Origin of the sequence: Acinetobacter sp. LCT-H3 (assembly GCF_001866125.1) — a bacterium.
In the GTDB taxonomy this organism is placed as follows: Bacteria; Pseudomonadota; Gammaproteobacteria; order Pseudomonadales; family Moraxellaceae; genus Acinetobacter; species Acinetobacter schindleri.
The window spans coordinates 22,983-48,253 of record NZ_MODX01000024.1; the positions used below are offsets into that span (position 1 = coordinate 22,983).

General features: G+C 41.8%; 28 protein-coding genes. 16 read left to right on the forward strand and 12 right to left on the reverse strand.

Annotation, left to right across the window (positions count from 1 at the left end; translation table 11 throughout):
• Window positions 1-57 precede the first annotated feature (57 nt).
• Complete coding sequence (locus BK820_RS11950; protein ID WP_004810634.1) at window positions 58-420, forward strand: YidH family protein; 363 nt, start codon at window positions 58-60, stop codon at window positions 418-420.
• Here the strand turns inward: BK820_RS11950 and BK820_RS11955 are convergent.
• On the reverse strand, window positions 417-737 hold the full coding sequence (locus BK820_RS11955; RefSeq protein ID WP_004810630.1) for an ArsR/SmtB family transcription factor: 321 nt from the start codon (window positions 735-737) through the stop codon (window positions 417-419). The two genes, BK820_RS11950 and BK820_RS11955, sit on opposite strands and share 4 nt — an antisense overlap.
• 120 nt (window positions 738-857) lie before the next feature.
• On the opposite strand from BK820_RS11955, the gene BK820_RS11960 reads away from it, so the two are divergent.
• The 4 genes from BK820_RS11960 (at window position 858) to BK820_RS11975 (ending at window position 3,452) form a co-directional block, all read left to right on the forward strand.
• Entirely contained in the window at window positions 858-1,274 is a 417-nt protein-coding gene (locus tag BK820_RS11960; protein WP_004810628.1) for a YeeE/YedE family protein, read from the forward strand.
• A gap of 1 nt (window position 1,275) precedes the next feature.
• Window positions 1,276-1,692 carry a DUF6691 family protein gene (locus tag BK820_RS11965; RefSeq protein WP_004810626.1) on the forward strand — a complete coding sequence of 139 codons (417 nt, stop codon included), beginning with the start codon at window positions 1,276-1,278 and terminating at the stop codon, window positions 1,690-1,692.
• Between the two features lie 2 nt (window positions 1,693-1,694).
• The gene (locus BK820_RS11970) at window positions 1,695-2,591 is read left to right on the forward strand and encodes an MBL fold metallo-hydrolase (protein ID WP_004810623.1); all 897 of its coding nucleotides are present in this window, start codon (window positions 1,695-1,697) and stop codon (window positions 2,589-2,591) included.
• Between the two features lie 441 nt (window positions 2,592-3,032).
• Entirely contained in the window at window positions 3,033-3,452 is a 420-nt protein-coding gene (locus BK820_RS11975; RefSeq protein WP_081398997.1) for an autotransporter outer membrane beta-barrel domain-containing protein, read from the forward strand.
• A 132-nt stretch (window positions 3,453-3,584) separates the two neighbouring features.
• Here the strand turns inward: BK820_RS11975 and BK820_RS11980 are convergent, their stop codons facing one another.
• From BK820_RS11980 to BK820_RS11990, 3 genes are all read right to left on the reverse strand, one after another.
• Complete coding sequence (locus tag BK820_RS11980) at window positions 3,585-4,556, reverse strand: methyltransferase (RefSeq protein WP_004810618.1); 972 nt, start codon at window positions 4,554-4,556, stop codon at window positions 3,585-3,587.
• Window positions 4,557-4,865: 309 nt separating this feature from the next.
• Complete coding sequence (locus tag BK820_RS11985; protein WP_004810616.1) at window positions 4,866-5,564, reverse strand: pirin family protein; 699 nt, start codon at window positions 5,562-5,564, stop codon at window positions 4,866-4,868.
• A gap of 164 nt (window positions 5,565-5,728) precedes the next feature.
• Entirely contained in the window at window positions 5,729-6,952 is a 1,224-nt protein-coding gene (locus tag BK820_RS11990) for a L,D-transpeptidase family protein (RefSeq protein ID WP_004810614.1), read from the reverse strand.
• Between the two features lie 198 nt (window positions 6,953-7,150).
• Here BK820_RS11990 and hemE point away from each other — a divergent pair, with 198 nt between their 5' ends.
• From hemE to BK820_RS12015, 5 genes are all read left to right on the forward strand, one after another.
• A complete protein-coding gene (hemE, locus tag BK820_RS11995; RefSeq protein WP_004810612.1) occupies window positions 7,151-8,221 on the forward strand; it encodes a uroporphyrinogen decarboxylase in 1,071 nt (356 codons plus the stop codon).
• 10 nt (window positions 8,222-8,231) lie between these two features.
• Window positions 8,232-9,038: a DUF817 family protein gene (locus BK820_RS12000; RefSeq protein ID WP_004810610.1), complete on the forward strand. Its 807-nt coding sequence runs from the start codon at window positions 8,232-8,234 to the stop codon at window positions 9,036-9,038.
• Window positions 9,039-9,176: 138 nt separating this feature from the next.
• Window positions 9,177-9,647, forward strand: coding sequence for a DUF3015 family protein (locus tag BK820_RS12005; protein ID WP_004810609.1), 471 nt, complete (start codon window positions 9,177-9,179; stop codon window positions 9,645-9,647).
• Between the two features lie 72 nt (window positions 9,648-9,719).
• Window positions 9,720-11,606 carry an Lnb N-terminal periplasmic domain-containing protein gene (locus BK820_RS12010; RefSeq protein ID WP_004810607.1) on the forward strand — a complete coding sequence of 629 codons (1,887 nt, stop codon included), beginning with the start codon at window positions 9,720-9,722 and terminating at the stop codon, window positions 11,604-11,606.
• Window positions 11,607-11,783: 177 nt separating this feature from the next.
• The gene (locus BK820_RS12015; RefSeq protein ID WP_034424121.1) at window positions 11,784-13,187 is read left to right on the forward strand and encodes a diguanylate cyclase; all 1,404 of its coding nucleotides are present in this window, start codon (window positions 11,784-11,786) and stop codon (window positions 13,185-13,187) included.
• 1 nt (window position 13,188) lies between these two features.
• Here the strand turns inward: BK820_RS12015 and BK820_RS12020 are convergent, their stop codons facing one another.
• The 7 genes from BK820_RS12020 to BK820_RS12050 all read right to left on the reverse strand — a co-directional run bounded on the left by BK820_RS12020 (window position 13,189) and on the right by BK820_RS12050 (window position 18,779).
• A complete protein-coding gene (locus tag BK820_RS12020) occupies window positions 13,189-13,752 on the reverse strand; it encodes a DUF4385 domain-containing protein (protein ID WP_004810603.1) in 564 nt (187 codons plus the stop codon).
• Window positions 13,753-14,007: 255 nt separating this feature from the next.
• Window positions 14,008-14,367, reverse strand: a complete 360-nt coding sequence (locus BK820_RS12025) for a cupin domain-containing protein (RefSeq protein WP_004810601.1) — start codon at window positions 14,365-14,367, stop codon at window positions 14,008-14,010.
• Between the two features lie 95 nt (window positions 14,368-14,462).
• Complete coding sequence (gene folE, locus BK820_RS12030; RefSeq protein WP_017401324.1) at window positions 14,463-15,011, reverse strand: GTP cyclohydrolase I FolE; 549 nt, start codon at window positions 15,009-15,011, stop codon at window positions 14,463-14,465.
• Window positions 15,012-15,104: 93 nt separating this feature from the next.
• Window positions 15,105-15,788: a Smr/MutS family protein gene (locus tag BK820_RS12035; protein WP_004810596.1), complete on the reverse strand. Its 684-nt coding sequence runs from the start codon at window positions 15,786-15,788 to the stop codon at window positions 15,105-15,107.
• 526 nt (window positions 15,789-16,314) lie between these two features.
• Entirely contained in the window at window positions 16,315-17,121 is an 807-nt protein-coding gene (gene trpC / locus BK820_RS12040; protein ID WP_004810594.1) for an indole-3-glycerol phosphate synthase TrpC, read from the reverse strand.
• A gap of 20 nt (window positions 17,122-17,141) precedes the next feature.
• On the reverse strand, window positions 17,142-18,188 hold the full coding sequence (gene trpD, locus BK820_RS12045) for an anthranilate phosphoribosyltransferase (RefSeq protein ID WP_034424202.1): 1,047 nt from the start codon (window positions 18,186-18,188) through the stop codon (window positions 17,142-17,144).
• A gap of 6 nt (window positions 18,189-18,194) precedes the next feature.
• Window positions 18,195-18,779, reverse strand: coding sequence for an anthranilate synthase component II (locus tag BK820_RS12050; RefSeq protein WP_004810589.1), 585 nt, complete (start codon window positions 18,777-18,779; stop codon window positions 18,195-18,197).
• Window positions 18,780-19,579: 800 nt separating this feature from the next.
• Here BK820_RS12050 and glnA point away from each other — a divergent pair.
• The 6 genes from glnA to BK820_RS12080 all read left to right on the forward strand — a co-directional run bounded on the left by glnA (window position 19,580) and on the right by BK820_RS12080 (window position 24,730).
• Window positions 19,580-20,995, forward strand: a complete 1,416-nt coding sequence (gene glnA, locus BK820_RS12055) for a type I glutamate--ammonia ligase (protein ID WP_171056638.1) — start codon at window positions 19,580-19,582, stop codon at window positions 20,993-20,995.
• A gap of 86 nt (window positions 20,996-21,081) precedes the next feature.
• Window positions 21,082-21,357, forward strand: a complete 276-nt coding sequence (locus BK820_RS12060; RefSeq protein WP_004810585.1) for a hypothetical protein — start codon at window positions 21,082-21,084, stop codon at window positions 21,355-21,357.
• Window positions 21,350-21,871 (forward strand): chorismate--pyruvate lyase family protein, encoded by a 522-nt coding sequence (locus tag BK820_RS12065; RefSeq protein ID WP_004810583.1) that lies wholly within the window; start codon window positions 21,350-21,352, stop codon window positions 21,869-21,871. The genes BK820_RS12060 and BK820_RS12065 overlap by 8 nt, the downstream gene beginning before the upstream one ends.
• Window positions 21,872-21,877: 6 nt before the next feature.
• Window positions 21,878-22,759, forward strand: a complete 882-nt coding sequence (ubiA, locus tag BK820_RS12070; RefSeq protein WP_004810581.1) for a 4-hydroxybenzoate octaprenyltransferase — start codon at window positions 21,878-21,880, stop codon at window positions 22,757-22,759.
• A gap of 120 nt (window positions 22,760-22,879) precedes the next feature.
• Window positions 22,880-24,337 (forward strand): alpha/beta hydrolase family protein, encoded by a 1,458-nt coding sequence (locus BK820_RS12075; protein WP_004810580.1) that lies wholly within the window; start codon window positions 22,880-22,882, stop codon window positions 24,335-24,337.
• A 126-nt stretch (window positions 24,338-24,463) separates the two neighbouring features.
• Window positions 24,464-24,730: a hypothetical protein gene (locus tag BK820_RS12080; RefSeq protein ID WP_004810577.1), complete on the forward strand. Its 267-nt coding sequence runs from the start codon at window positions 24,464-24,466 to the stop codon at window positions 24,728-24,730.
• 18 nt (window positions 24,731-24,748) lie between these two features.
• Here BK820_RS12080 and BK820_RS12085 read toward each other — a convergent pair whose 3' ends face one another.
• Window positions 24,749-25,192: a DUF2726 domain-containing protein gene (locus BK820_RS12085; RefSeq protein ID WP_034424198.1), complete on the reverse strand. Its 444-nt coding sequence runs from the start codon at window positions 25,190-25,192 to the stop codon at window positions 24,749-24,751.
• Window positions 25,193-25,271: the final 79 nt, after the last annotated feature.

Genomic DNA, 25,271 nt, shown 5'->3' on the forward strand with positions numbered 1-25,271 from the left:
TGATAGGGAGGCAGATTTACATTGGTGGATAGGCTAAGCATGAAGAGCAGATAAGAAATGTCAAATTTGGATGATCCACGGGTACTGCTTGCTTTGGAACGAACCGCTCTGGCGTGGAACCGGAATGGTTTGGCATTAATTGCTTTTGGTTTTGTGATTGAAAAATCCAACCTGCTAGTGCAACTGGTGGACCCAGACACTTATGCACAGAAAATAGCTTATTCACAATGGCTGGGAATTGTGGTGATTGTATTTGGTATGTTGGTGAATTTCGCCTCAATCCTGCAATATCGACGGGGTTTGACATCACTGCGACCGCCGGAATTTATTGAAGGTTATTACACCCAGTATCCCGTATGGCTAAATCTGTTTACTGCTTTTAGCGGACTGCTTCTGATCATTTCTTTTTGGCTGCACTAAGAAGAGGGCTGGGCGCAATACAGCTCGTACAGCTTTTGCATCAGGCTCAAGACCTTGGGATCACTCAGACGATAGAAAATCTGTTTGCCCTCACGTCGGGTGCCAACCATGTCGGCCTTACGCAGTACAGTCAGCTGTTGTGAAAGTGTAGGTTGATGAATATCGGTAGATTCTTCAATTTCCTGAACATTCATTTCTCCGTCGACTAAGATACATAAGATTTTCAGACGATCAGGATTGGCTAAAACTTTTAGGCATTGGCTGACGAAATCGACCTGTGAAAAATCAATTTTGGCATTTGCAGCAATCATATCCATAGATGTCCTCGAAACCTTTGATGTAGCCCGTGCAGTTTACACAATTTACCATAAAACTTCTTGATTATTATTTTATATTATATAATATAAAAAAGTATATTGTATAGGGATTGATTCATCATGCATGACTTCCTCATCGCATTTATTGGCGGTTTAATGCTCGGACTTTCAGTGGTCGGCTATCTTTACGTCAATGGCCGTATTGCAGGAATCAGTGGTTTGGTTGGGCAGGTATTAAACCCAAAAACCGTATTTAAAACGCCTGCGATCTGGTTTTTATCAGGCTTGATCATCACACCGTTTATTTATGGTCTGTTTGTACAACCTGAAATTGAATTGAATGCCAGCCCATTGATGATGATTGTGGCAGGTCTGCTGGTAGGCTTTGGGACACGTTTGGGTTCGGGCTGTACCAGTGGTCACGGAATTTGTGGCATTAGTCGGCTGTCTAAGCGTTCTATTGTCGCGACGATGACTTTCATGTTTGCAGGTTTTGTCACCGTTTATATTATCCGTCATATCACAGGAGCATTCTAAAATGAAAAATGTGTTTGCCTTTTTATTTGGTGCCCTGTTCTCTGGGGGTCTGATGGTGTCAGGCATGTCTAATCCGGAAAAAGTACTCGATTTCTTGGATCTGTTTGGGGATTGGGATGCCAGTCTGGCCTTTGTCATGATGGGCGCGATTGCAGTGGCCTTTATTCTTTTCCAGAAAGCAGTACGTAAGGCTCAACCGAAAACAATATTTAATGAGCCTATTGATTTGCCTAAAAATAATCAGATAGATAAGAAACTGATTACGGGTGCGGTTTTATTTGGTGCAGGTTGGGGGATTGCGGGCATCTGTCCGGCACCAAGTTTCACCTTGATCGGTTTGGGTCACTATCAAGTGCTCTATTTTGTTGTAGCAATGCTGGTGGGTGTATGGATTCACCGTAAATGGTCAGGAGCTTAACTATGCAAGACATTTCAATGGAAAAACAGGTACAACAACCGGTTGTGCAAGATTTCTTTGAAGAAAACACCAATACCTTCAGTTATGTGGTGAGTGATCCTGCAACCGGACATTGTGCCATTATTGACAGTGTCCTGGATTATGATGTGGCCTCGGCCAGCACATCGACTACACATGCAGATCGTATTATTGCCTATGTTAAGGCACAAAATTTAACTGTCGAGTGGATTCTGGAAACCCATGTTCATGCAGATCATCTGACAGCAGCACAATATCTCAAGGCAGAACTGGGTGGAAAAATTGCCATGAGCCAGAAGATTTCTGTGGTACAGGAAACCTTTGGGGCGATTTATCATCTGGACATGAAACAGTTTAATGCCCTGCAGCCATTTGACTACCTGTTTGAGGATCATGAGCATTTCAAGATTGGTGAAATGGATGCCTATAATATTCCTACACCAGGGCATACACCGGCCTGCCTCAGCTATGTGATCGGGGATGCGGTATTTGTGGGGGATACCCTGTTTATGCCGGATTATGGTACAGCACGTTGCGATTTTCCGCGTGGCAGTGCATCAACCTTATTCGATTCGGTACAGTCACTGTATCAGCTTCCGCCTGAAACTCGGATGTTCTTGTGTCATGACTATCTGCCTTCAACACGTCATGACTATGTCTGTGAAACAGATGTACACACCCAGAAAACCCAGAATATTCATATCCACGAAGGCACCAGTAAAGCAGAGTTTGTCGAAATGCGTCATCAGCGTGATGCCACTTTAAGTATGCCGAAACTGATTTTACCGGCGATTCAAATTAATATGAAAGCAGGGCAGTTTCCTGAGCCTGAAGCCAATGGTGTGTCTTATTTGAAATTGCCATTGAATTATTTTAAATAATTTTAAACTGCTGCTTCTGTAAGCCCTGTAAATACAGGGTTTTGTTGTTTATAAGACTTGATTATAAAAGGAAGGAAAATGTCAGCTCATTTTATTTCCTTCCTATGCTTCACCTCATTCTGTGCCACACTACATTTAAGCATCGGAGGAAAAGAGCAGCTTAGTCTTGATATATTAAAATAAGTATTTAACTATCCTAAATAATTTTAAAAACTTAACATGACCTGAATATGAGTTCCCTGATCTGTAGACAGGATATTCAGTGTACCATTCGCACGTTGAGCACGTATTTTCATACTTTGTAGCCGTATATGCTTGGTTTCTATAATACATTCGGGATCAAAACCGACGCCATTATCCCGAATATTCAGGATTAATGCCTGCTCTGTCTGTTCAAGCCTGATACTAATCTCGCTTGCCTGACTGAACCGTACCGGGTTTATCGGAGCGCAGTATAGCCAACTAGATACAAAAGCATTCCGCGAGTCGGCGTTAGAAAGTACAGATCCATTGGCTTTACAGTATGAAAAAACGAGTGTCTATAGTGCGCCGTTATTCATCGGTGCGCAGTTTGACAAAAACTTTGTCTTTAGCGAAGGCGTGATTCAGCCATATGCCCGTTTTGCATTCAGCCATGAGTTGTCAAGCAAACGAGAAATGGATGCAAGTTTTGTTTCTGCACCAGGTTATGTCTTTAGGACACAAGGTGGTGAACCACAACGTAATAGTTTTGATATGAATGTGGGCTTTAAGATGACCTCGATTACCAATCTGTCAATTTTTGGTCAGTACTATGGGAAGTACGCTTCATCAAGTTCGAGTGATCAAGGTGGAAGTATCGGTTTAGAGCTGAACTGGTAAAAAATGATTTAATAAAAAACCGGCATAGGCCGGTTTTTTATTAAATATAAATCTTTAAAATATCAATAAATTACTGAGATAAATTTTCTGAGTATTTACCCATTAAATAAAGAAATTTTAATGACGACAATATTATTGTTTGACTTCAATTTTCACTAATGCCAAAGCAATCCTGTCCACATGCTGATAGGCTGGTTGTTCTAATTCTTCTCCAAAGATGTCCGGGTCAATCTCTTCATAAGACCAGCTGATATTTTTATACTGCCTCATTAAGTTTTCTAAATGCTCTACAAAACGATTACCATCCTGAGTGACGGTAACGCCTGTATATAAGAATATACATCCCCGCGGATTCAGATGCTGGATACCTTCTTTAATGATGCGAAAAGAGAGAGCATTGCCATCTAGCTCATCACCGCCATGCCGGTATTGACGTTGATGTGGGTCGATTAAATAGGGGGGATTGGCAAAAATCAGGTCAAACCGGCCTTGCAGATTTGCAAATAAATCACTCTGTACCGGATGGATTTTTTTTAAACCAGCAAAGTCGATATTCATTTGACTATATAACAGGGCTTTCGGATTAAGATCCGCGACAATCAACTCATCATAATCTGGAAAATATTTTGCGATACTGATGGCAGCTGCCGAAGTACCACAACATAATTCAACCGCGCGTTTCAATGGATCAGATCGACTCGCTAAATATTGCTTCAAGTGATAGGCAAAACGATAAGTATCTGGGCCAAAAAATACTGCATCCTGTTCTATGGTCGGAAAGGCAGAGTGAATAAATAACGCATTGTTGAGAGAAGCTACCCGTACCTGACTTAAATACAAGTTTTCCTGAATTTTGAGAAGCTGATGTTCTTCGAGTATGGAAAAAAGCGCAGGATCAAGATCTGTTTTTTTAAATCCAAGATTCCAGCCAAATATATCCTTTAGCGTAATTTCTTTGTTTACATCATTTTGTTTACGATCCAGAATCCGTTGATGAGAAAGTGGGGTAATTGCAGTAAATTGATAGTCTTGCTGTTTTAAGAAATTCAATAAATAAAGTAAAGCCTGCTGTTGGCTGGTTTTTATATCTAAGATCTGGTTCATAAGGATTTTCTCTTCTGATTCTTAGAAAATATTAAGTAATCATTCTGTTGCGCTCATAATAAAAAATGACTCGAAGGATAGCCATAAGAATAGGTTGAGTTTCTTCGTACGTGATAGACAGGTACTTAAAATGAATAAGCTTAATAATCGCTGAAAATGATAAATACTTAGGTAAAGAAGTGCTGTGGATTGGTATTATTTATTATTATCTGCAATTTTGCATAGAGAGAAATAAGTTCACGATATAAAAAATAAAGGCTATTCACCTTGCAGATGAATAGCCTTTTAGAACTAAAATTGATAAAAATCTTAGTCTTTGACTTCCGGCAAATCAAACCAGATTACTTGAGCATCATCCAGAGCTCTCATATCCACTACATCCAGAAAAGCAATTGCATCACCTGCATTTAGGGTGTATTCGGCAATCTGTACTGAACCTGAAATCACATGCACATAGTTAATATGCTGAGTGGCTTTGATTGCTAAAGCCTGATCTTTTTTGATCACTGCGGTTTTCACTTCAGCATTCTGACGAATATGCATCGGTGCGTTATCATTTGGTCCACAAATGAGATGCCACTGGTTAGGTTGTTCACGTGGATCCAGCTTAATTTGCTGATAGTTCGGTTGTGCATCATGTTCGTTTGGAATGATCCAGATTTGTAGCAAATGGACCTGTTCATCACCCTGGTTCATTTCACTATGGCGAACACCTGTACCGGCACTCATCAGTTGCCACTCACCCGCAGAAATCCCGCCGTGATTGCCCATGCTGTCCTGATGGGTAATCGTACCTTTAAGTACACAGGTCAGGATTTCCATATTGTCATGTGGGTGTTGACCAAAGCCTTGGTGACCATCGATCAAGTCGTCATTAATCACACGCAGTGCGCTGATACCCATATATTTAGGGTTATACCAGTTACCAAATGAAAAGCTGTGTTTAGATTCTAGCCAGCCCATTTTGACATGACCACGGTTTTCGCTTTTATGCAGGAAAGCATCCATTTTTCATCTCATCTATTTTTTTAACATGATCTTATCTTAGCGTTGTATTTATTTTATAAAAAGCCTATCCATGCGACAGATCATTGCAGTTTTGCAACGATCTGAATTTTATTGAAGCATAAAAAAAGCCCACTCGAAAGCGGGCATTTTTTATATAGAACTGATTATTCCAGGAAGCGGACAGTTACACCGGACTTCACTTTACGGCCAAGATCATTGGCATCCCAGTTAGTCAAACGGATACAACCGTGTGAATAAGACTTGGAAATCATCGATGGATTTGGCGTACCATGAATACCAAATGATTTCTTGCTCAGACCAATCCAGATATTACCGACTGGACCATTCGGGCCAGGTGGTAAGGAAAGCGGTTTGGTGTTATTACCTTGAACAAAGTTAGAAGGTGAATAGCTATAATATGGGTTACGCGCCACACCTGTTACTTTATAAGTACCTGTTGGAGAAGGCGTGCTGGTATTACCAATACTTGCCGGGAAAGAGGCAATCATTTTATTTTTGCTGTTAAACAGATACAGCTGTTTGGCACCTTTGTGCGCTACAATCAAATGAATGTCTTCTGGCAGGTTGTTACGGACATTGGCAACCAGAAGTTTTTGTCCTGCTTTGCTGAAGTTTGCTCCCGGATTGAGCTGTTTCAGGAACGCTTCATCCATGTGGAATTTTTCAGCAAGCATTTCCGACATGCTGGTGTAGTACAGACCAGGCATTTTAGCCTGTAGCGCATAATCAGATGGAATTGATTTTGCCAAAGGTACTTTCAGATCTTCTGCTGAAATCGTGTATTCAACAAATGCAGGCTTAGACGCTTGCAATTCTATCAGCTTATCCCAAGTTTCTTTAGTCAATGTACCGGTCGGCTTGATACCATTCATTTGCTGGAAAGAAGCCAGCGCTTTCAGGGTATTTTTACCACTGGTTCCATCAATTGCACCTGGCGAAGCATGAGCATTGTTCAGCATGACATGTGCACGTGCGTAAACAGGGAACTGACCTTTACCGATGTCTTCATACCATTCAGCATTATTCAGACCATCTAGCGTCCAAGAGGCTTTATTGGCATGAGCAGACGTGCTTTTAGCGGCTGCTGTTGGGGCAGCACCGATATCCGCATTTTGATCTTCAGCTGCCTGCAGGCCATCCAGGGTCTCAGAAGCCTGAGTAAGATCGCTTTGTTCCCGAGCTGAAATAGGAGTATCTGTAGATTTGGCTGCTGATGCTTCTGTAGCAAGCGGATCGATCGGGTCTTGAACCGTAACATCGGTCGCTACTTTTTTGGGATTTAATGGCTGTTCAGTAGCAGAAGCAGCGAAGGCAGTACCTGCAATAATGCAACTTAAACTCATTGCGAGCATTGTGCGAACGAACATGTAATTCAACCTAATTATTCATAAACTATTTAAATAACGTAATAAGTATTACAGAAAAACTATGGAGATGCAGTAGTTGTTTTGTGACACCCTTAATTCTTCACTTATGATGATCGATTTTTAAAGTAATGTGAAGTTATTAAAAATGGAGGCTTTTTGCTATGATGTCCTGAATGTCAAAGATTGATGGTAATGTGAATGACGACCTTAAAAAATGATCGTTTTCTGCGTGCATTGTTGCGTGAACCTGTAGATACCACACCCGTATGGATGATGCGCCAGGCAGGCCGTTATTTACCAGAATATCGTGAAACACGTGCCAAGGCAGGGGATTTCCTGTCTCTTTGCAAGAATACCGAATTTGCCTGTGAAGTGACCTTGCAGCCGCTGCGCCGTTATGAACTTGATGCTGCCATTCTATTTTCGGACATTTTGACTGTGCCGGATGCATTAGGTCTGGGTCTGTATTTTGAAGCCGGTGAAGGTCCTAAGTTTCATAAAACCGTACGTACCGAGCAGGATGTAGCGAATATGCCAGCATTTAATGCCAAATCAGATCTGGACTATGTCATGAATGCGGTTACTACGATCCGTTCAGCATTAGGTGGACAAGTTCCCTTAATTGGCTTCTCGGGCAGTCCATGGACACTGGCGACTTATATGGTTGAAGGTGGTTCCAGCAAGGATTTCCGCTTTACCAAACAAATGATGTATGCACAGCCTGAAGTGCTGCATGCATTACTTACACGTCTGGCAGATGCAGTAACGGATTACCTGAATGCTCAGATTGATGCAGGTGCTCAGGCGGTGCAGATTTTTGATAGTTGGGGTGGTGCACTAGCGCATCGTGAATATATCGAATTTTCACTTAATTATATGCAAAAAATTGTCGCAGGTTTGCAGCGTGAAAAAGAGGGTCGCAAGATCCCTGTGATCCTGTTCACCAAAGGTGGTGGCCAGTGGCTTGAGCCAATGATAGCAACGGGTGCAGATGCTTTTGGACTGGACTGGACTACGCCATTGAATGTTGCCCGTCAGACTGTTGCTGGTCGTGCAGCACTACAAGGCAACCTTGATCCTGCAACCTTATATGGTTCTCCAGACGCAATTGCTAAAGCTACCCGGCTGATGCTGGACGATGCATATGCTAATGGTGAAAAGACCGGTTATGTGGCAAATCTTGGACATGGCATTACACAATGGGTAGATCCAGCCCATCCTAAAGCGTTTATTGATACCGTGCATGAGTACAGCGCTAAATATCTTTAGGATGTAAACCTTGATCGACCTACTCAAATCAGGGTTTGAATTTTCTTATAAGGCAGCATCGGCTGCCTTATTTGGGATCTTACTCCTGCTGGCTTTTGCTTTTAGCGCTTCAATGGGGAGTGAACTGTTTTACGGCTTCTACCGTTATGACTACCTTCTATTTTATGCTCTGGTGATTCAGGTCATTCTATTGTATGCCAAATTAGAATCCTGGCCAGAAGCCAGAGTCATTGCGCTATTTCATATTCTGGCGATGGTGATGGAAATTTTTCTAACCCATCCTGCGATTGCTTCCTGGCATTATCCACAACCCGCCATTTTCAAGATCTTAACCGTCCCGTTGTTTGCAGGATTTATGTATTCAGCGGTTGGCAGTTTTTTTGCGCGTTCATTACGTCTGTTTCAGGTCTCTTTTAATCACTTACCTGGTTTTGCCAATATGATGGCACTGGCCGTGTTGTCCTATATTAACTTCATGAGCAAGTTCTTTATTCCAGACTATCGTATTCTTCTTTTTATCTGGAGCGCGCTGATCTTCTGGAAAACTCAAATCCGCTTTCAGCTGAACCGGCATTCCTTTCAGTTGCCGATGTTACCGGTCTTGGCTTTACTGGCCTTTATTATCTGGATTGCAGAGAATATCAGTACCTTTTACCAGATCTGGCTCTATCCAAGTCAGGTAGAAAAATGGCATATGGTCGGCTGGGCAAAATTAGGTTCCTGGTACTTGTTATTATTGCTCAGTCTGGTTCTGGTTATGAAGATTTTAGGGGTGCGTGATTCTAGAGGAAATTGGCAGTTGAAAGCTTCTTCATAAAATTAATGTTTTCTTTGGTTAACATGGACGTTTTTGACATTGCGTATCGATCAGCTTCCAGCTAATCTGCTTAATGTGTAATATAAATTACATAATTATATCAATAACAAAGATGCAGAGAATAACCGGAGAATAAGTATGTTGAAAAAAATTATGCTCGCAGCAGTATTAGCGACTGGTTCGAGCCTGGCGATGGCTGACAATGATGTTGGTTGTGGTGTCGGTAGTCAGGTGTGGGCAGGTCAGTCAGGCATTATTCCTAAACTGCTTGCTGGTACTACAAACGTTCTGTTTACTAACCAATGGCTCGGGATTACTTTCGGTACCTTGGGTTGTAGTCAGGGAGGAACAGTCACTGCACAAGTTGTGACGTTTACCAATGAAAATGCGGAAGCATTGGCACGCGATATGGCTGTTGGTGAAGGTGAAAGCCTGAATGTGCTTGCAGAATTGCTGAATATTAAATCTGAAGATAAAGCACGCTTCTTTACTTTATCCAAGCAGAATTTCTCTGAAATCTATTCAGAAGAAAATCAAAATACTTTACAGGTTTTGAGCTCATTACAAAACGTGATGGCTAAAGATGAAGTGTTAAAATCTTACATCTAACGGATCCTTAAAAAACCCTGCTACTGGCAGGGTTTTCTTATGACTATAAAAACCAAAGAATACGTTGACTGAATGAAATATGCTTTTTTACTCATAGCTTTGCTATCGAGTCCCGTAAGTTTTGCTACGACCGTTTCCCCAGATATTCAGCCTTATCTTGATCAGGCGGTACAGAAGCAGCTGTTTAAGGCGGAAACCTGGCAGCGTTTAATGTATGCCAATAGCAAAGGTCAGAGTGAGGTCAGCTACTCTGGTTATTTTCTGGCAGAGCAGGGAGGAAGTAACCTGCAACAGGAAATGCAGCAGAATATACAGGCATTATTTTTAGCTGCTGCCCCCAATCAGTCCGTGCGCTGCAAGTTTCCCGCACGTAGTCACTGGCTCATGCAGCAGTTAAATATCTCTGAGCAGCAATTGCCTGAGCTAAGTTGTCCTGATCTTGAACGCTGGATTGGGGAGGTGAAGCCTTATAAAGCTACCCTGATTTATGCGACAGATTTTATGGGGAATCCGAGCTCAATGTTTGGGCATACTTTGCTGCGTCTGGACCCTAAAGACCAGCAGGAACTCAAGCTGATTTCTTATGCAGTCAATTATGCAGCGACTGTAGACAGCAATGATAACTGGTCCTTTGCCTGGAAAGGCCTAACCGGGCAATATCCGGGTGAATATTCACTGATGCCTTATTATCGCAAAGTCAAAGAATATGGCGATTTTGAAAGCCGGGATTTATGGGAATATGAACTTAATCTGACGCCTGAAGAAACCACTTTTCTGGTACAGCATCTGTGGGAAATGCAACAGGTCAATTTCCCTTATTATTTTATTAATGATAATTGTTCATATCGTCTCTTAGGTCTGCTCGACTTGGTCCGACCTGGACTGAATCTGCAAAAACAGTTCGGTACGACCGCTATTCCGGTAGAAACCCTAAAAGTTGTAGAGCAGCAGGGGCTGATTCGGGAAAAAATCTATCGACCCGCCCTCGAAACCCAGTTGCTGGCTCAATCGCGCCAGCATGGTAAAATTCTGGCAAAAACTGCACATCAGGTCGCTTATGCAGAAACTGCTAAGATGTCTGAAATCTTGCACAACTATCCTGCTGAAGATCAGGCCAAGATACTGGAAATGGCCTATGATCATTTATATCTGGATTTTCTGCGTCAGGAAGTAGATGAAGCATTTGCCCAACCACGCTTTCGCAAGTTATTGGGATTAAGAAGCCAGCTGGCCATAGAGAAACAGCGTCAGCAGCCAGAAACTCCAAAAGTAGATCCGACACAAAGCCATCATGCACGTAATTTCGTATTTAAAGCTGGACAGGTACAGGATCAAACTGCGATTCAGTTAGGTTTCCGTCAGGCTTATCATGATCTGATGGATCCACAAGGCGGATTACGCACAGGCACTCAATTATTATTCCTCGATGGTGCACTGCAATACCGTGATGATCGTATCAAACTGGAACATCTGGACCTGTTAACAGTTAATTCTTATAACCCGATTCATGCGTTTAAGGTTCCGTTGTCTTGGGGTTTTAATCTGGGCTGGAAACAGGAAGCTCTTGACCGGGAAGGAGGGTTCAGTACTGAACAGCAGCATGGTGTAGCCAATTTTCAGGTACAGGGTGGCTATAGCTGGGCTAATGCCGAACGTGAACATCTATGTTATGTGCAATTACAAACACATGTGCAGGCTGGTAAAGCCCTTGATGAGGGCTGGCGCGCAGGTCTGGGGCCAACCGCGGGCTGTCAGAATATCTGGACGGACCGAATTAACAGTCTGGTACAGATAGAGCTCCCTTATTGGCATGACAGTCAGCAATGGATGCTCAACCTGAATACAGAACTGCAATATAGCCTAAATATGCAAAATGCCATTCGGATTGGATGGCAATACCAGCAGCAGGGGAGTCTGGACTGGCAGGCATTGCATTTACACTATATTCGTTATTTTTAAGTGAATTTTCGAGTAAAATCTCTAAAATTTACTGATTTAAATAAAAATAGAAGTTACAAAAATATAAGGATTTTGTGGCTTTTTTAGATGTCGTTTCATCAAAATTATAGATGTATGGGGTAACGATAGCTTATAAATTTGATATATTGTTCACCTAATTTATTGGGGTGTTTGAGTATGGACAATGAATGTATGGATATGCTAGCGGGACAGTGGCAGCATATATGCCAAAATTATTCATTAGATGATTTAGTCCATACCTTCCAGTTTATACAGGATAATGCCCTGATACTGGTGGAAGAGTTTTATAAAAATATGCTGCTGGAAAAAGAGTCGGCAGAGTTCTTTTCTGACGATCTGATTCAGCAGCGTCTGCGCAACACCTTGCATCAATGGCTGTTAGAAAGTTTTAGTGTCGGTATCAATAAGCAGTATTTACAGGCTGTACAGAAACAGCATACCGTCGGTCATGTCCATGCCCGGGTAGGTATTCCGTCCTGGCTGATTATGCGTGGTGTACGTGAAATTGAACGCAAGATATTTGAGCTGTTAGAAGAAGATGATCAGTTGCTGACACTGACGACCTGTAGCTATCTGGTACAGGTTATGAGCTTCGCTACTGAAATCATGTGCCGTTCCTATGAGGCAAAAACTGCCAAAAATCAGGAAATCAAGCACAGTTATCGTCTGTTCTCTGCCATGCAGGATGTTGCAGTACAAAAAGATAAGCAGCGTAGTTGCTTACTCGACTGGGAAAATGAGCTGATGTACAAAGTGTTCTCAGGTCAGGAAACCTTACGTCATCCGCTACTGTCCAAATCTGAATTTGGCCTATGGTTTATTCATAAAGCCTCGTATGCATTTACCGGCTCAGATCAGGTTCAGCTAATTATTGAACGCATTCATCAGGTCGATACGCTAAATCAGATCATTTTAGAATGTCAGGACAAAACAAAAAAACTGAACCTGATTCAGCAGATTCGTGAGCTGAATCGTGAGATTCAGCATCTGATTGATCAGCTATTTCAGGTGGCAGAATATATTGAATCGGGTAATGATTCCCTGACTCAATTACTCAATCGTCGCTATCTAAATACCATTATTTCCCGCGAAATTACTTATTCACGTCAGAACCAGACACCACTTGCCTTATTGGCGCTGGATGCCGATTTCTTTAAAACCATTAACGACAAATTTGGTCATGCGGCGGGTGATCTGGCCCTGAAATTTATTGCGGATGGATTACAGAAATACAGTCAGGGCAGTGACTATGCTTTTCGTGTGGGTGGTGAAGAATTCTTGCTGTTACTGGTCGATACCGATCAACGCCGTGCCATGAATATTGCAGAAAATATCCGTAAATTTATTGAAGAAGGCATAATCACGACTGCACAGGGTATTCAGTTCAAGTTTACCGTGAGTATTGGCTGTGTGATTTATGATGGTCATCCGGACTACCAGAAGTTCCTGGATACTGCCGATACAGCTTTATATGCAGCAAAAAATACTGGTCGTAATCGGGTGTATCTGGCAAAAAATGACCCGGATACGCGAGTATTGAATACACCATCACTGACCTAAATTATTGATGGGATTGCAGCGATTCAATCCAGTCTTTAAATTGCTGTTTTTGCTTAATATACTCGGGATGAAGTTTGGCTTCATCCCATTTTTTTTTAAAGATACGTGCTGCGGCAGCTTTAACGGGATCTTCTCGCTGACGAGGCAATTCGTCTCTGCCGTGGGCGCCGCTCAATCCTTTTTTGTCATCTGGCACCGGACCGTCATATTTTTTACCGCCTTTATGATTGGCATAGCGGCGGGCACGGGTATAGCCCATCTGCAAGAATTTACGTGCCATATCCGCACCAATAAAATCTTCTTTTCCCAGATAATCTATAAACATGGCATAAATCTTAGTACTGCTCGCTTGGGCCTTCTCCTCATCGGCAAAACGCCAATATGGCAAAATTTCCGATTTATACGGTTCAACTGAAAGCACGCCCTGTTCACCACGTCCAATCCGGTACAATTCAGGCCGTTTTCTAAAATCAATTTTTTCAAAATCCAGCGAGTAATCAAAACTGGTCGAAACTACCCGTGAGGTTTTACGGGGAACATTTTTTGAAACTTTTTTAATCGTCATATTTTCTCCTTATGTATCTATATTTCCCTATAACCATGAATGCCTTTCTGTATTTTTTAAGTCCATGAGCTTTCTTAAAATGTATGTATTTTTTATTAAGTGCATATAGACAAGCAGATCAATATGCATAACTGAACAGATGATCAGGAATAATGTAGGATGGAAGAGTGCTAAAGCGGGTAGTGATGCTGTAATGAATTGTAGTAGTCGAATTTATTTATAGTTTTAAAAAAGAAAAACCTGCAAAAGCAGGTTTTAGGCTTCAACTACGACAAAGTATTTTTTGACTGCCTCTACCACTTCAAAAGTACCGACGAAGCCTGGCGGAATAATACCTGCATCACCGGCTTTGATTTCTACATAACTTTTTTTGTTGGCATCATGCAGGCGAACTGTACCTTCAATGACCGTAAAGAATTCCTGTTTATTCTCAGCAAACACAATATTCCATGCACCGACTTCGCATTCCCAGATACCACAATTCATATTGGGATGATCATACAAGCTTTGTGTAGAACGTTTAGGATTGCCAGCGACCAGGCGATCAGGACGGGGATAATCAATTATGGTTTCACTCTGGGTTAAACCATGACCTGCTAACCAAATCGATGACATAGTGAATCCTCAAGTTAAAGTTATCTGAAATTGAACAAATTAAAGCACATATAAAAAAGCCTCAACAAGTGTCGAGGCTTTTGAAATCAAAACGATTAGTAAGCTTCAGGTACTGCGCTCAGGAATTCACGACGTTCTTCTTTATTGGTTTTAAAATCACCCACAAAAGAAACAGTACGTGTCGTTGATTCCTGCTTACCCACACCACGCATCATCATGCACATATGCGCAGAATCAATTACTACAGCCACACCACGTGCGCTAGTCACTTCAGCCACTGCTTCTGCAATTTGCTGGGTCAGATTTTCCTGAATCTGTAAGCGACGTGCAAACATTTCAGTAATACGGGCAAATTTAGACAGACCTAAAACACGGCCTTCTGGCAAATAAGCAATGTGCACACGACCATAAAATGGCAATAAATGGTGTTCACACAGCGAATAGAATTCGATATTTTTGACCAAAACCATCTCATGGTTATCAGACGGGAATACCGCATTATTGGTCACTTCTTCCAGAGTCTGGCTATAGCCGGAAGTTAAATACGAAAAAGCTTTCGCAGCACGCACAGGCGTATCTTTGAGACCAGGGCGATTTAAATCTTCACCAACGGCAGTAAGAATGTTTGCGTAGGATTGCTGCATAGTCATATGACGTATTCACTTACACTGAGATAGAACAAGGACGGCATTGTAGCAGAAAACTATTACATTGCCTTAATTTGGAGTTAATTCCGATTACTGTTTGAACTTTGGATTCTTTTCCGCACGCTTGAGCAGAACCAGCACAGCGCCAGTACCGCCCTGGTTTTCAGGTGCGCTGACAAAGGCCAAAACATCACGGTGCTGACGCAGCCAGCCATTTACGTAGGTCTTTAAAATGGCTTCCGGACCTTTACCATGTACGATCTTAATTACGTTCTGATTTTCATCTTTCGCCATCTGGATAATTTGCAATACTGCAACACGTGCTTCTTCCACGGTACAGCCGTGCAGATCGACTGCTTCATACCAGCGCAGATTGCCGGCTTTCAGATCTTCAAAGACTTTGTGCTGTAGGGTCGCAATGCGATAGCTCAACGCAGCCTGACTTCCGACTGGATTCAGTATGGCCTGGGTATCTGAAAGGGCAGTTTCATCAGTCTGCATCGGACCTTCAGCAGCAGCACGTTTGGCTAGTGTCTGTGCATCCGGTTTTTTCTTGCCGGCTTTTTCGATTTTTGCGATATTGCCATTATCGATTTTTTGTACACCCTGCATCTGTTTACGAAACAATTCCAGCTCATCAGCTTGTTCCTGTTCAGGTGTTTTCACCGCAGGTGCCTCAACTTCAACGCGTGGCTGTGGATTGCTGATCTGTTTTTTAAATTGCTTTAGCAAATTAAACTGATCTTTGGAAAGCGAAGAATCGTGTTTGCTCATAATCAAAAAACATGCAAGATGCGAAAATATTGATAAATTATAGTCCTGATTCAAGAAAATGAGAACTGCATTGCGCGCATACTGTTTAGGTATTCTGTTCAAGTGAATATTTAAATGAAATTTAAACGTGAATATACAATAAGAGCTCACGTTTATTATTTGATTTTTTAGGTCTTACTGTTCATATAAGCAGAATGTATTTGAGTATATCCAGGCTGATATAAAATGATTGGACTAGCTTCAATTTAACTCATCATTATTGTAGTGGTATTCACGGCCACTCTTCTATGTATACACTACATTAATTCTTCGGTATTAATATGCTCGACCAGATAACCAAATCATAAATATGTCTATTATGACATAAAGTATTGAATTATATATGAATCAATTTATACACGCTGGATTTTAGAGAGATTTCAAGCTGGGGCAGAACAGAAAAACAGATAAATTAGAAGGTCTAAAAGTTGATTCAGGGAGTAGGAAGAATCAGGGCAAAACGAATTTTGCCCTGAATTGAAAATTTTTATATAGCTTCTGGTTCACCAAACAGTTCGCGGAATGCATGATCCGGACGCGGCTGTTTCATAAAGCTTTCACCAACCAGAAAGGCATGAATATCATGTTCCTGCATCATCGCGACATCTGCAGGTGTTGAAATACCACTTTCAGTCACCAACAAGCGAGATGGATCGAGTAACTGTTTTAAACGCAGTGAGGTATTTAAATCAACATCAAAGGTCTTCAAGTTACGGTTATTTACACCCAACAGGCAGCGATCTGAAAGTTTAAGCGCACGTTCGAGTTCGGCCTCATCATGCACTTCGACTAAAACATCCAGATGATGCTCAAAAGCAGTCTTCGACATTTCTTCCAGTTGCTGATCAGACAGGCAAGCCACAATCAGCAAGATACAGTCTGCATGTAAAGCTCGCGCTTCAATCACCCCATAAGGATCAATCAGGAAATCTTTACGTAGGGCTGGCAAATCGCAATGCGAACGTGCAATCTGAATATTCTCATCAGCACCCTGGAAGAAATCCACATCGGTCAATACGGATAAACATGCAGCGCCTGCATCCTGATACTGTGCGGCAATTTCCGCTGGATTAAAGTTTTCACGGATAATGCCTTTGGATGGAGAGGCTTTTTTGATTTCAGCAATCACCCCCGGGCGCTTAGCCAGCAATGATTGAGCAAAGCCACGTACAGGTGTGGCAGCTTGAGCCAGCTCTTCAACATCCTTATAACTTTTTTGCTTCAGACGTGCAGCAAATTCTTCTTTTTTCCGGTCTACGATCTTACCTAGAATCGTATTTGCGATATCTACCATGATTAAAAATTCCTGCTGTCTTAGATGTCGTATTCTTTGAGCGTATTGCCAAATTCTGCCAAAATGCCCATTTTTTCTAGAGCTTGCCCCCCATAAATAATGTCATGGGCAAGAGCAACACCTTGTTTATAGCTGGTGGTTAAACCAGCTACATAGATACCTGCACCAGCATTAAGCGCCACCATATTTGCGGCTTTTTCACCAATTTCAGATTTCTTTTTGCTTAATGCGTCTTTAATCAGTTTTAAGCTGTCGGCAGCACTGTCAATGGTTAGACCTGTTAAGGTTTGAGAGGCAATATCGACCTGTTCAGGAATAATTTCCCATTCAGTGATTTCACCATTCTTGAGTTCAGCCACATAAGTTTTAGATGCTAAACTGATTTCATCTAAACCATCTTGTGAATGCACCACCATGACGTGTTCAGCACCGAGTTGCTTAAGCACTTCAGCCATTGGGCGGCACAATTCATGTGAGAAAACACCAATGACAAAGCGTTTTACTCCAGCCGGATTCGTAAGCGGGCCGAGTAAATTAAAAATACTACGGAAACCCAATTCTTTACGTGGCGCAGCGGCATATTTCATCGCTTTGTGGTGATTTGGGGCGAATAAAAACCCTACACCAATTTCACGAATGCAACGTTCACTTTGCTCAAGACTCAGATCAAGGCGAATACCTGCTTGCTCTAGGACATCGGATGAACCTGATTTACCAGAAACCCCACGACCGCCATGTTTAGCAACAGTTCCGCCTGCAGCCGCAATCACAAAACTTGAAGCAGTAGAGACATTAAATAAATTTTGACCATCACCGCCTGTGCCAACAATGTCGACCAAATATGGCAAATCGCTGACATCAATTTTCAGTGCCAATTCACGCATTACACGTGCTGCAGCAGTAATTTCATCGATGCTTTCGCCTTTTAAGCGTAGACCCATCATTAGGGCGCCAATTTGTGCATCAGTGGCTTCACCCGACATGATGCAACGCATCACGTCTTCCATTTGTGGCTGAGTCAGGTGAATGTTTTTTGTAATATGGTTTAAAGCTTGTTGAATGTTCATCATTATTTACGCATAAATTTCTAGGAAGTTTTTAAAGATTTGATGGCCATGCTGGCTCAGGATGGACTCCGGATGGAACTGCACACCTTCAACAGGCAATGTCTTATGTTTTACGCCCATGATTTCTTCCATTGAGCCATCTGCTTCATTGGTCCAGCAGGTCACTTCCAGACATTCCGGCAAGGTCACCTGATCAATCACCAGTGAGTGATAGCGCGTCGCAGAAAATGGAGAAGGCAGGTTGCTGAAAATCCCTTTGTCACTGTGATACATGTCGGATAGACGGCCATGCATGACACGTTTAGCGCGTACAATGTCACCGCCAAATGCCTGACCAATACTTTGATGGCCGAGACATACGCCTAATAGCGGAATCTTGCCAGAAAAGTGCTGAATCGCAGGAATGGAAATACCGGCTTCACTTGGAGAACATGGACCAGGACCAATGACCAGATACTTGGGTTGCCATCGCTCAATATCTTCCAAAGTCACGGCATCATTACGGACTACTTTTACTTCTTGATTCAGCTCGCCAAAGTACTGGACGATGTTGTAAGTAAAGGAGTCATAGTTGTCGATCATTAAAAGCATGAGCTTAACCTATTGAAATTAATGCACTTAAATTGTGCTTGAGTAATTCAGAGCGTGCTTTATTAGCAGTTTTTTAGCTAGCTAGAAAAGCTGACTAAACTGTTGATTTCATTGTGTGAAAATAAAGCGACAATCATCATAGCAAATAATCTGAAACTACGGCGCAACAATTTGCCCAATTTTTCTGCTTAGCCAAATGAACAGGGTTGATAAGGCTCAACACATACGGTGATATAACCAAAATATAGTAAATAACTAAAAGTAAGTTAAGGTCAAAAAATATGTATACATAATTTTGATGCTTTAATTTTTTTATGAGTTGCTTTAAAAAACAACAGTTGATTAGCAGGCGGAGAAAACGGAACAGTATTCTTATCGTTTATTTATCTAAAGTGACTCAATTTGGTGAGTATTTTCTTAACCTTAGTCTTTAAGAAAAACTGAATATTCGCAGTATAATACAAAAATACCTTTTAAATCGATTAAAAACTCACCTAAAGTTTATAAAAGCTACATAAGCTCATCATTATTTACCAGAAATAACATCTATAGTGATTTTACCGCACTGTTAAGGTGCAGTATGAAATCTAACGAAACAAAAATCACAGAGAATGCTTGAATATAGTGCATTTAATTATACAGACAGTATAATAGGCCGAAAGTATTTCTTTCAATCCACGTATTCTCATAAGGATTTCAAGATTTTAGCTATATTTTTAAAAGTTGGTACGGTAATTGCTTAATAACTACCAACTACTAACACGCACTTCGTAAGTGCAACAAAAAAACATCGGAGCAAATTGAGCATGGCGAACAAGGTCCTTCAACTCATCCAAGAAAGTGGCGCAAAATGGGTAGACTTCCGTTTTACAGACACTAAAGGTAAAGAGCAACACGTGACTTACCCAGCAGACACTATTGATGAAGATACATTTGAAGACGGTAAAATGTTCGATGGTTCTTCAATCTCTGGCTGGAAAGGTATTGAAGCGTCAGACATGATTTTACGCCCAGATGCTGAAACAGGTTTTATCGACCCGTTCTTCGCTGAGCCTACAGTTGTTGTGACTTGTGATGTCATTGAACCTTCAACTGGTCAAGGTTATGACCGTGACCCACGTTCAATCGCTCGCCGTGCAGAAGAATACCTAAAATCTACTGGTATTGGTGATACTGCATTCTTCGGTCCTGAACCAGAATTCTTCGTATTTGACGAAGTAAAATGGGAAATCGACATGTCTGGCGCTCGCCATACATTGATCGCTGAAGAGGCTGCATGGTCAACTGGTAAAGACTACGAATCAGGTAACTCTGGTCACCGTCCACGCGTTAAAGGGGGTTACTTCCCAGTCCCTCCAGTAGATTCTCACCACGATATGCGTGCAGACATGTGTGCAAAAATCGAAGAGATCATGGGCCCAGGCCGTGTAGAAGTACATCACCACGAAGTTGCATCTTGCCAGCTTGAAATCGGTGTAAGCTTCAACACAATGGTTCGTAAAGCAGACGAAGTACAACAGTTTAAATATGCTGTTTGGAACGTTGCGCACCAATACGCGAAAACTGCGACTTTCATGCCTAAACCAATGGTAGGCGACAACGGTTCTGGTATGCACGTTCACATGTCAATCTCTAAAGATGGCAAGAACCTGTTTGCTGGTGATGAATATGCAGGTCTTTCTGAAACTGCACTTTACTTCATCGGTGGTGTGATCAAACACGCGCGTTCATTGAATGCGATCACTAACCCGTCTACAAACTCATACAAGCGTCTGGTACCGCACTTCGAAGCACCAATTATGTTGGCTTACTCTGCGCGTAACCGTTCTGCTTCTATCCGTATTCCATATGTTTCTAGCCCTAAAGGCAAACGTATCGAAGCACGTTTCCCTGATCCAATGATGAACCCTTACCTAGGTTTCGCTGCATTGTTGATGGCTGGTCTTGACGGTATCCAGAACAAGATCCACCCAGGTGAAGCTGCAGACAAGAACTTGTACGATCTTCCTCCAGAAGAAGAAGCTAAAATCCCTACAGTGGCACACAGCCTTGAAATGGCGCTTGAAGCGCTTCAAGCGGACCAGGATTACCTGCTTAAAGGTGGTGTGTTCACTAAAGAAATGCTTGATGCCTACATCGAGCTTAAAACTGAAGAAGTACGTCGTTTGAACACGACTACTCACCCAGTTGAATTCGACATGTACTACAGCCTGTAATTCTTCCAAGAATTTCACTGTAAAAAAGACCCGCCTTTGTGCGGGTTTTTTTGTATGATGTTGTTATTGATTAAAGATAAATGATTATGGCAGCACGTAAAAAACATACTGGCTTTTTTCCCTGGATTGATCCGCAAGATCACAGTAAAGGTTTTAAACTGAATTTTTCTGAAGTGACCTATATAGAAGTCGGACGTACACCTGAAGGTTATAAGCAGGTGGAATTCGTTGCATTGCGAAATCCTGAATTGGCTTTGGATTATAACTATCCGCAAAGCTTTTATATCACCACAGATGGAATAATTCTGAAAAAACTGCCAAGTGGCAAATATGAAGTTATCGCCAAGACAGATAATGCCTGATCATGAAGTTGGGAATGTTGTGAGTTTAAAATTTAAGAATCAGCCTAGACAGCAGATACCAGCTGTATTTCGGGAATGGCTATATGCATCAGGATCATTAACCCAGCAATTAACTGATTTGGCAGATGGGCAATTTAGGGTACAGCCATTAAAAGAACATTTTCAGCGTTTAAGCTTTGAAAATGCCAGCTGGATGGGGATGCCACATCAACATACCTCTTGGGTGCGGGAAAGCTATTTATATGGTTGTGATGAACAACCTTGGGTAAAGGCTAAAAGTATTTTCCCTATTTTAAGCCTGCAAAAACGGGCACGGATTTTTCAGCATATTGGATCGAAGCCGATTGGCTGGCTGTTATTCCAGCGTACCAATCCGCATTGTGAGCGTCGTGTGATTTATCTTGAAGATGGGTGGACCCGCCAGAGCTGCTATACTTGGCATGGCTGTAAATTTATCGTACAAGAAACATTTTTACCGGCTTTCCAGCAATATATAGAAAATCAACAGGCTTAACTTGATATGGCAACTGCACAAGCAATTAGCTGGCGTGAACGTCTGAGCGCCTATTATTATCTTTGTCGTTTTGATAAGCCCATTGGCACAGAACTGGTTTTTTGGCCCACCATGTGGGCGCTTTGGGTGGCTGCAAAGGGAATACCTGATCTGAGTATTCTGGTGCTAATGATTCTTGGTGTCATCTTTATGCGTGCAGCAGGTTGTGCCATTAATGACTTTGCCGACCGAAAGGTGGATGCACATGTGGAGCGAACAAAAACACGTCCACTGGCAACTGGAATCATTAGTGGTAAAGAAGCAGTAATGGTATTCCTGGTGCTGGTGGCTGCTAGTGCCTGCTTGTTGTTCTTCTTACCGATTGAAACGTTCTATTGGTCATTTGGGGCTTTATTTCTAGCTTTCATTTATCCTTTTATGAAACGCTATACGCATTTACCGCAGGTATTCTTGGGTGCGGCATTTTCATGGTCCATTCCCATGGCTTATACCGCAGTAGGGCAGACTCCGGATTTAACCTGCTGGTTGCTGTATTTTGGTAATCTGGCCTGGACTGTAGCTTATGATACACAGTATGCAATTACTGACCGGGAATATGATTTAAAGATTGGTGTAAAATCTACAGCGATCTTATTTGGCCAGCATGACATTCAAATTATTAGTGCTTTACAGGCCGTTAGTATTGGGTTGATTGCTGCGGCACTTTGGCTGGAAAATTTATTGCTTCCATTTGGTCTGGCTGCACTCATTGTTGTAGCTATTGATTTTATTTACCAATGGTACAAAACACGTGATCGAGATCCTCAATGGTGTTTTTGGGCATTTCGTCACAATCGCTGGATTGGCTTGTTAATTTTTTGCGGTATTTTTATGGCTTTGGTCGTTTAAAGATATTTATCTTAAAAGTTAATTTGGCATAAAGCATCCTATTCGGGTGCTTTTTTTTATGCCTTAATGGAGCTTGCATGTAGTTTCATGCTTAAAAATAATGATTAAAAAGGATATCTTATGAAATTTACAAAAATAGCAGTTGCATTGGCAGTTTCTGTTTCCATGCTGTCGTTAACAGCGTGTAATGATGATAATGACTCATCTATTTTGACTCAGAAACCAACATTTATCTCAGAAGCTAATTATGCTTTGGATAGTGTCGATAGTAGCTCATCGATCAAGGTGATGACCTATAACATGACCAATGTACAGGGGAAAACAGCAGAAGCAACAGCTTTGGTATTGTTTCCTGATGCGCCGCAGCCTAAAGATGGCTATCGAATTGTAGTTTGGGAACATGGGACTGTGGGTGCGGGGGATGATTGTGCGCCGAGTAAGAATGTTATTCACCCTCGTTTTAAAATATTAGCCAATAGTTTATTAGCAGCAGGTTATGTCATTGTTGCACCTGACTACGAGGGGCTAGGTACAAAAGGTGTACATCCTTATCTAAATTTATCTAGTGCAGCACAATCAGCAATTTTTGCTGTTAAGGCAGCGAAAGCTCATTATGGTACAAAGCTGAATGGTGAATGGATGTCGATTGGTCAATCACAAGGCGGACATGCATCATTAGGCACAGCAGAATTTGCCAATGCAGATACCAGTTATAAGGGAGCAGTTGCAGGTGCACCGGCCTCAAGTTTAGGTCAAATTATTCAGATTTATCTTGATCCGAATTTAAATGTTGATACGAATGGTCAGCCTAAAGCGCATGGACTGAATCGATTGGATGAGCAGTTGATGCAAGTGCGTTATGCAGTAAGTATGGGACAGCTAACGGGTGCACAAGGGCAAATGCTTATCAGTCAAATTGCAGATGGATATGCAGAGCTTTTAGCTTATGCGGCATTAACCAGTTCAGGTATTAAGGCGTATGAACCCAATTATGATTTGAAAAATATCTTTACTGCAGATGCGGGCGTGATTGCAGAGCAAGCCTATGGTCGTACTGGTGATGAGGGGGTGTGTTTAAGTTATTCAGACCCGAACAGTGCAAATGGTCTACAAGAACAGTTTAAAGCTGGGGTGCTTGAATTCTTAAAAGATTCAAATCATATGATTTCTCAGTATGGAATTAATTTAAATAAAATCCAAACAGATCCAGTGGTTCAGAAATTCTTGCTTGATAATCAGCCTGCAACTAACGCAACTGCGGCTAAAGTGATTAAAACACCAGTTTATATTATTCAGGGTGCAAATGATCAGGCTGTATTGCCACCTGTTACTCAAGCATTGGTTGCTAATATGAAATTACAGGCAACCAAATATTTCCCACAAGCCGACTATTCAAGTAAATATGAGTTGGATGTTGTGCCAAATGCGAGTCATACGCAAGCGATTGTGTGTAGAAATGAAAAAGCTATCGATTTTATTCAAGCCCACATGCCTGCAGGAACTGGCATCGTACTAACTAGTGCGCAGAAAGATGCAAGTACCAGTCCGCATTGTACAGGCGCTGCAACAACCAATTAATTTATTAGTTGATTCAAAAAAAGGAGCTTCGGCTCCTTTTTTTATTTGTTATTTTGCTAAGTCTTGAGCAATCATCTGAGTTTGTTATAGTGGCTCAAGATTTTAGATCAAGAGTATAGGTTTGTTATGTCGCAACAGACAAAAACCCGCAGTGTCAAGAAACTGGTTATTTTTGGAACCCTGGCTTTATGTATTCCAATTTTTTTGGTCACGATGGCATTTCTGGCTGTAAATAGTGATGCCAAAAATCAGGAAAAGTATAAACAGCAGCAGGCTGAAATGATCGCCCGAATTGAAGCACGTGAGGCAGCTGAGAGAAAGCAGGCAGTGGAACAGCAAGCAAATGCTAAGGCAGATGTGCAGGCAGCCTCAGAGGCTAATATTCAGCAATAAGTATTTTATATAAATTTGTTATCTTAAATCTCGTTGTAGTTGTCTGATGCTCGGTATTTCCGTGTATCGGACAACGGTATAGCCTGCTGCAATCAGCATGGCATCGCGTTCTGCATCTTCCTTTTCTTTACCAAAATGACTCGGATCATCGAGCTCTACAATTGCAACGACATTATATTCCCGGTCCATCACTACAAAGTCAGTCACCTTGCGATTGAATTTACTCCGGATGTTCATCTGGTCATGAGTAATCAAGGCACTGAAAGCAACTTGTGCCAAAATATGATGATGGGGAAAAGTATCTTTGAGACGAGTAAACATCCTGCTTTCAAAGGCAGTAATGACACGTTTGGGGTAAAATTTTTGCTGGCGGGTAAACAGGTGCGGGAAGAGCAGGTAAAATAAGGCGAAACTTGCCAGACAGCCAATCACAAAAAAAATAATCTGACTCAAATGAAACACAGCAAAACTTAGGGTAAATAAAAAACCCACTTCATAATGAGTGGGTTCTTCGAGAATCTTGGCTCTCCCACCTGGGCTC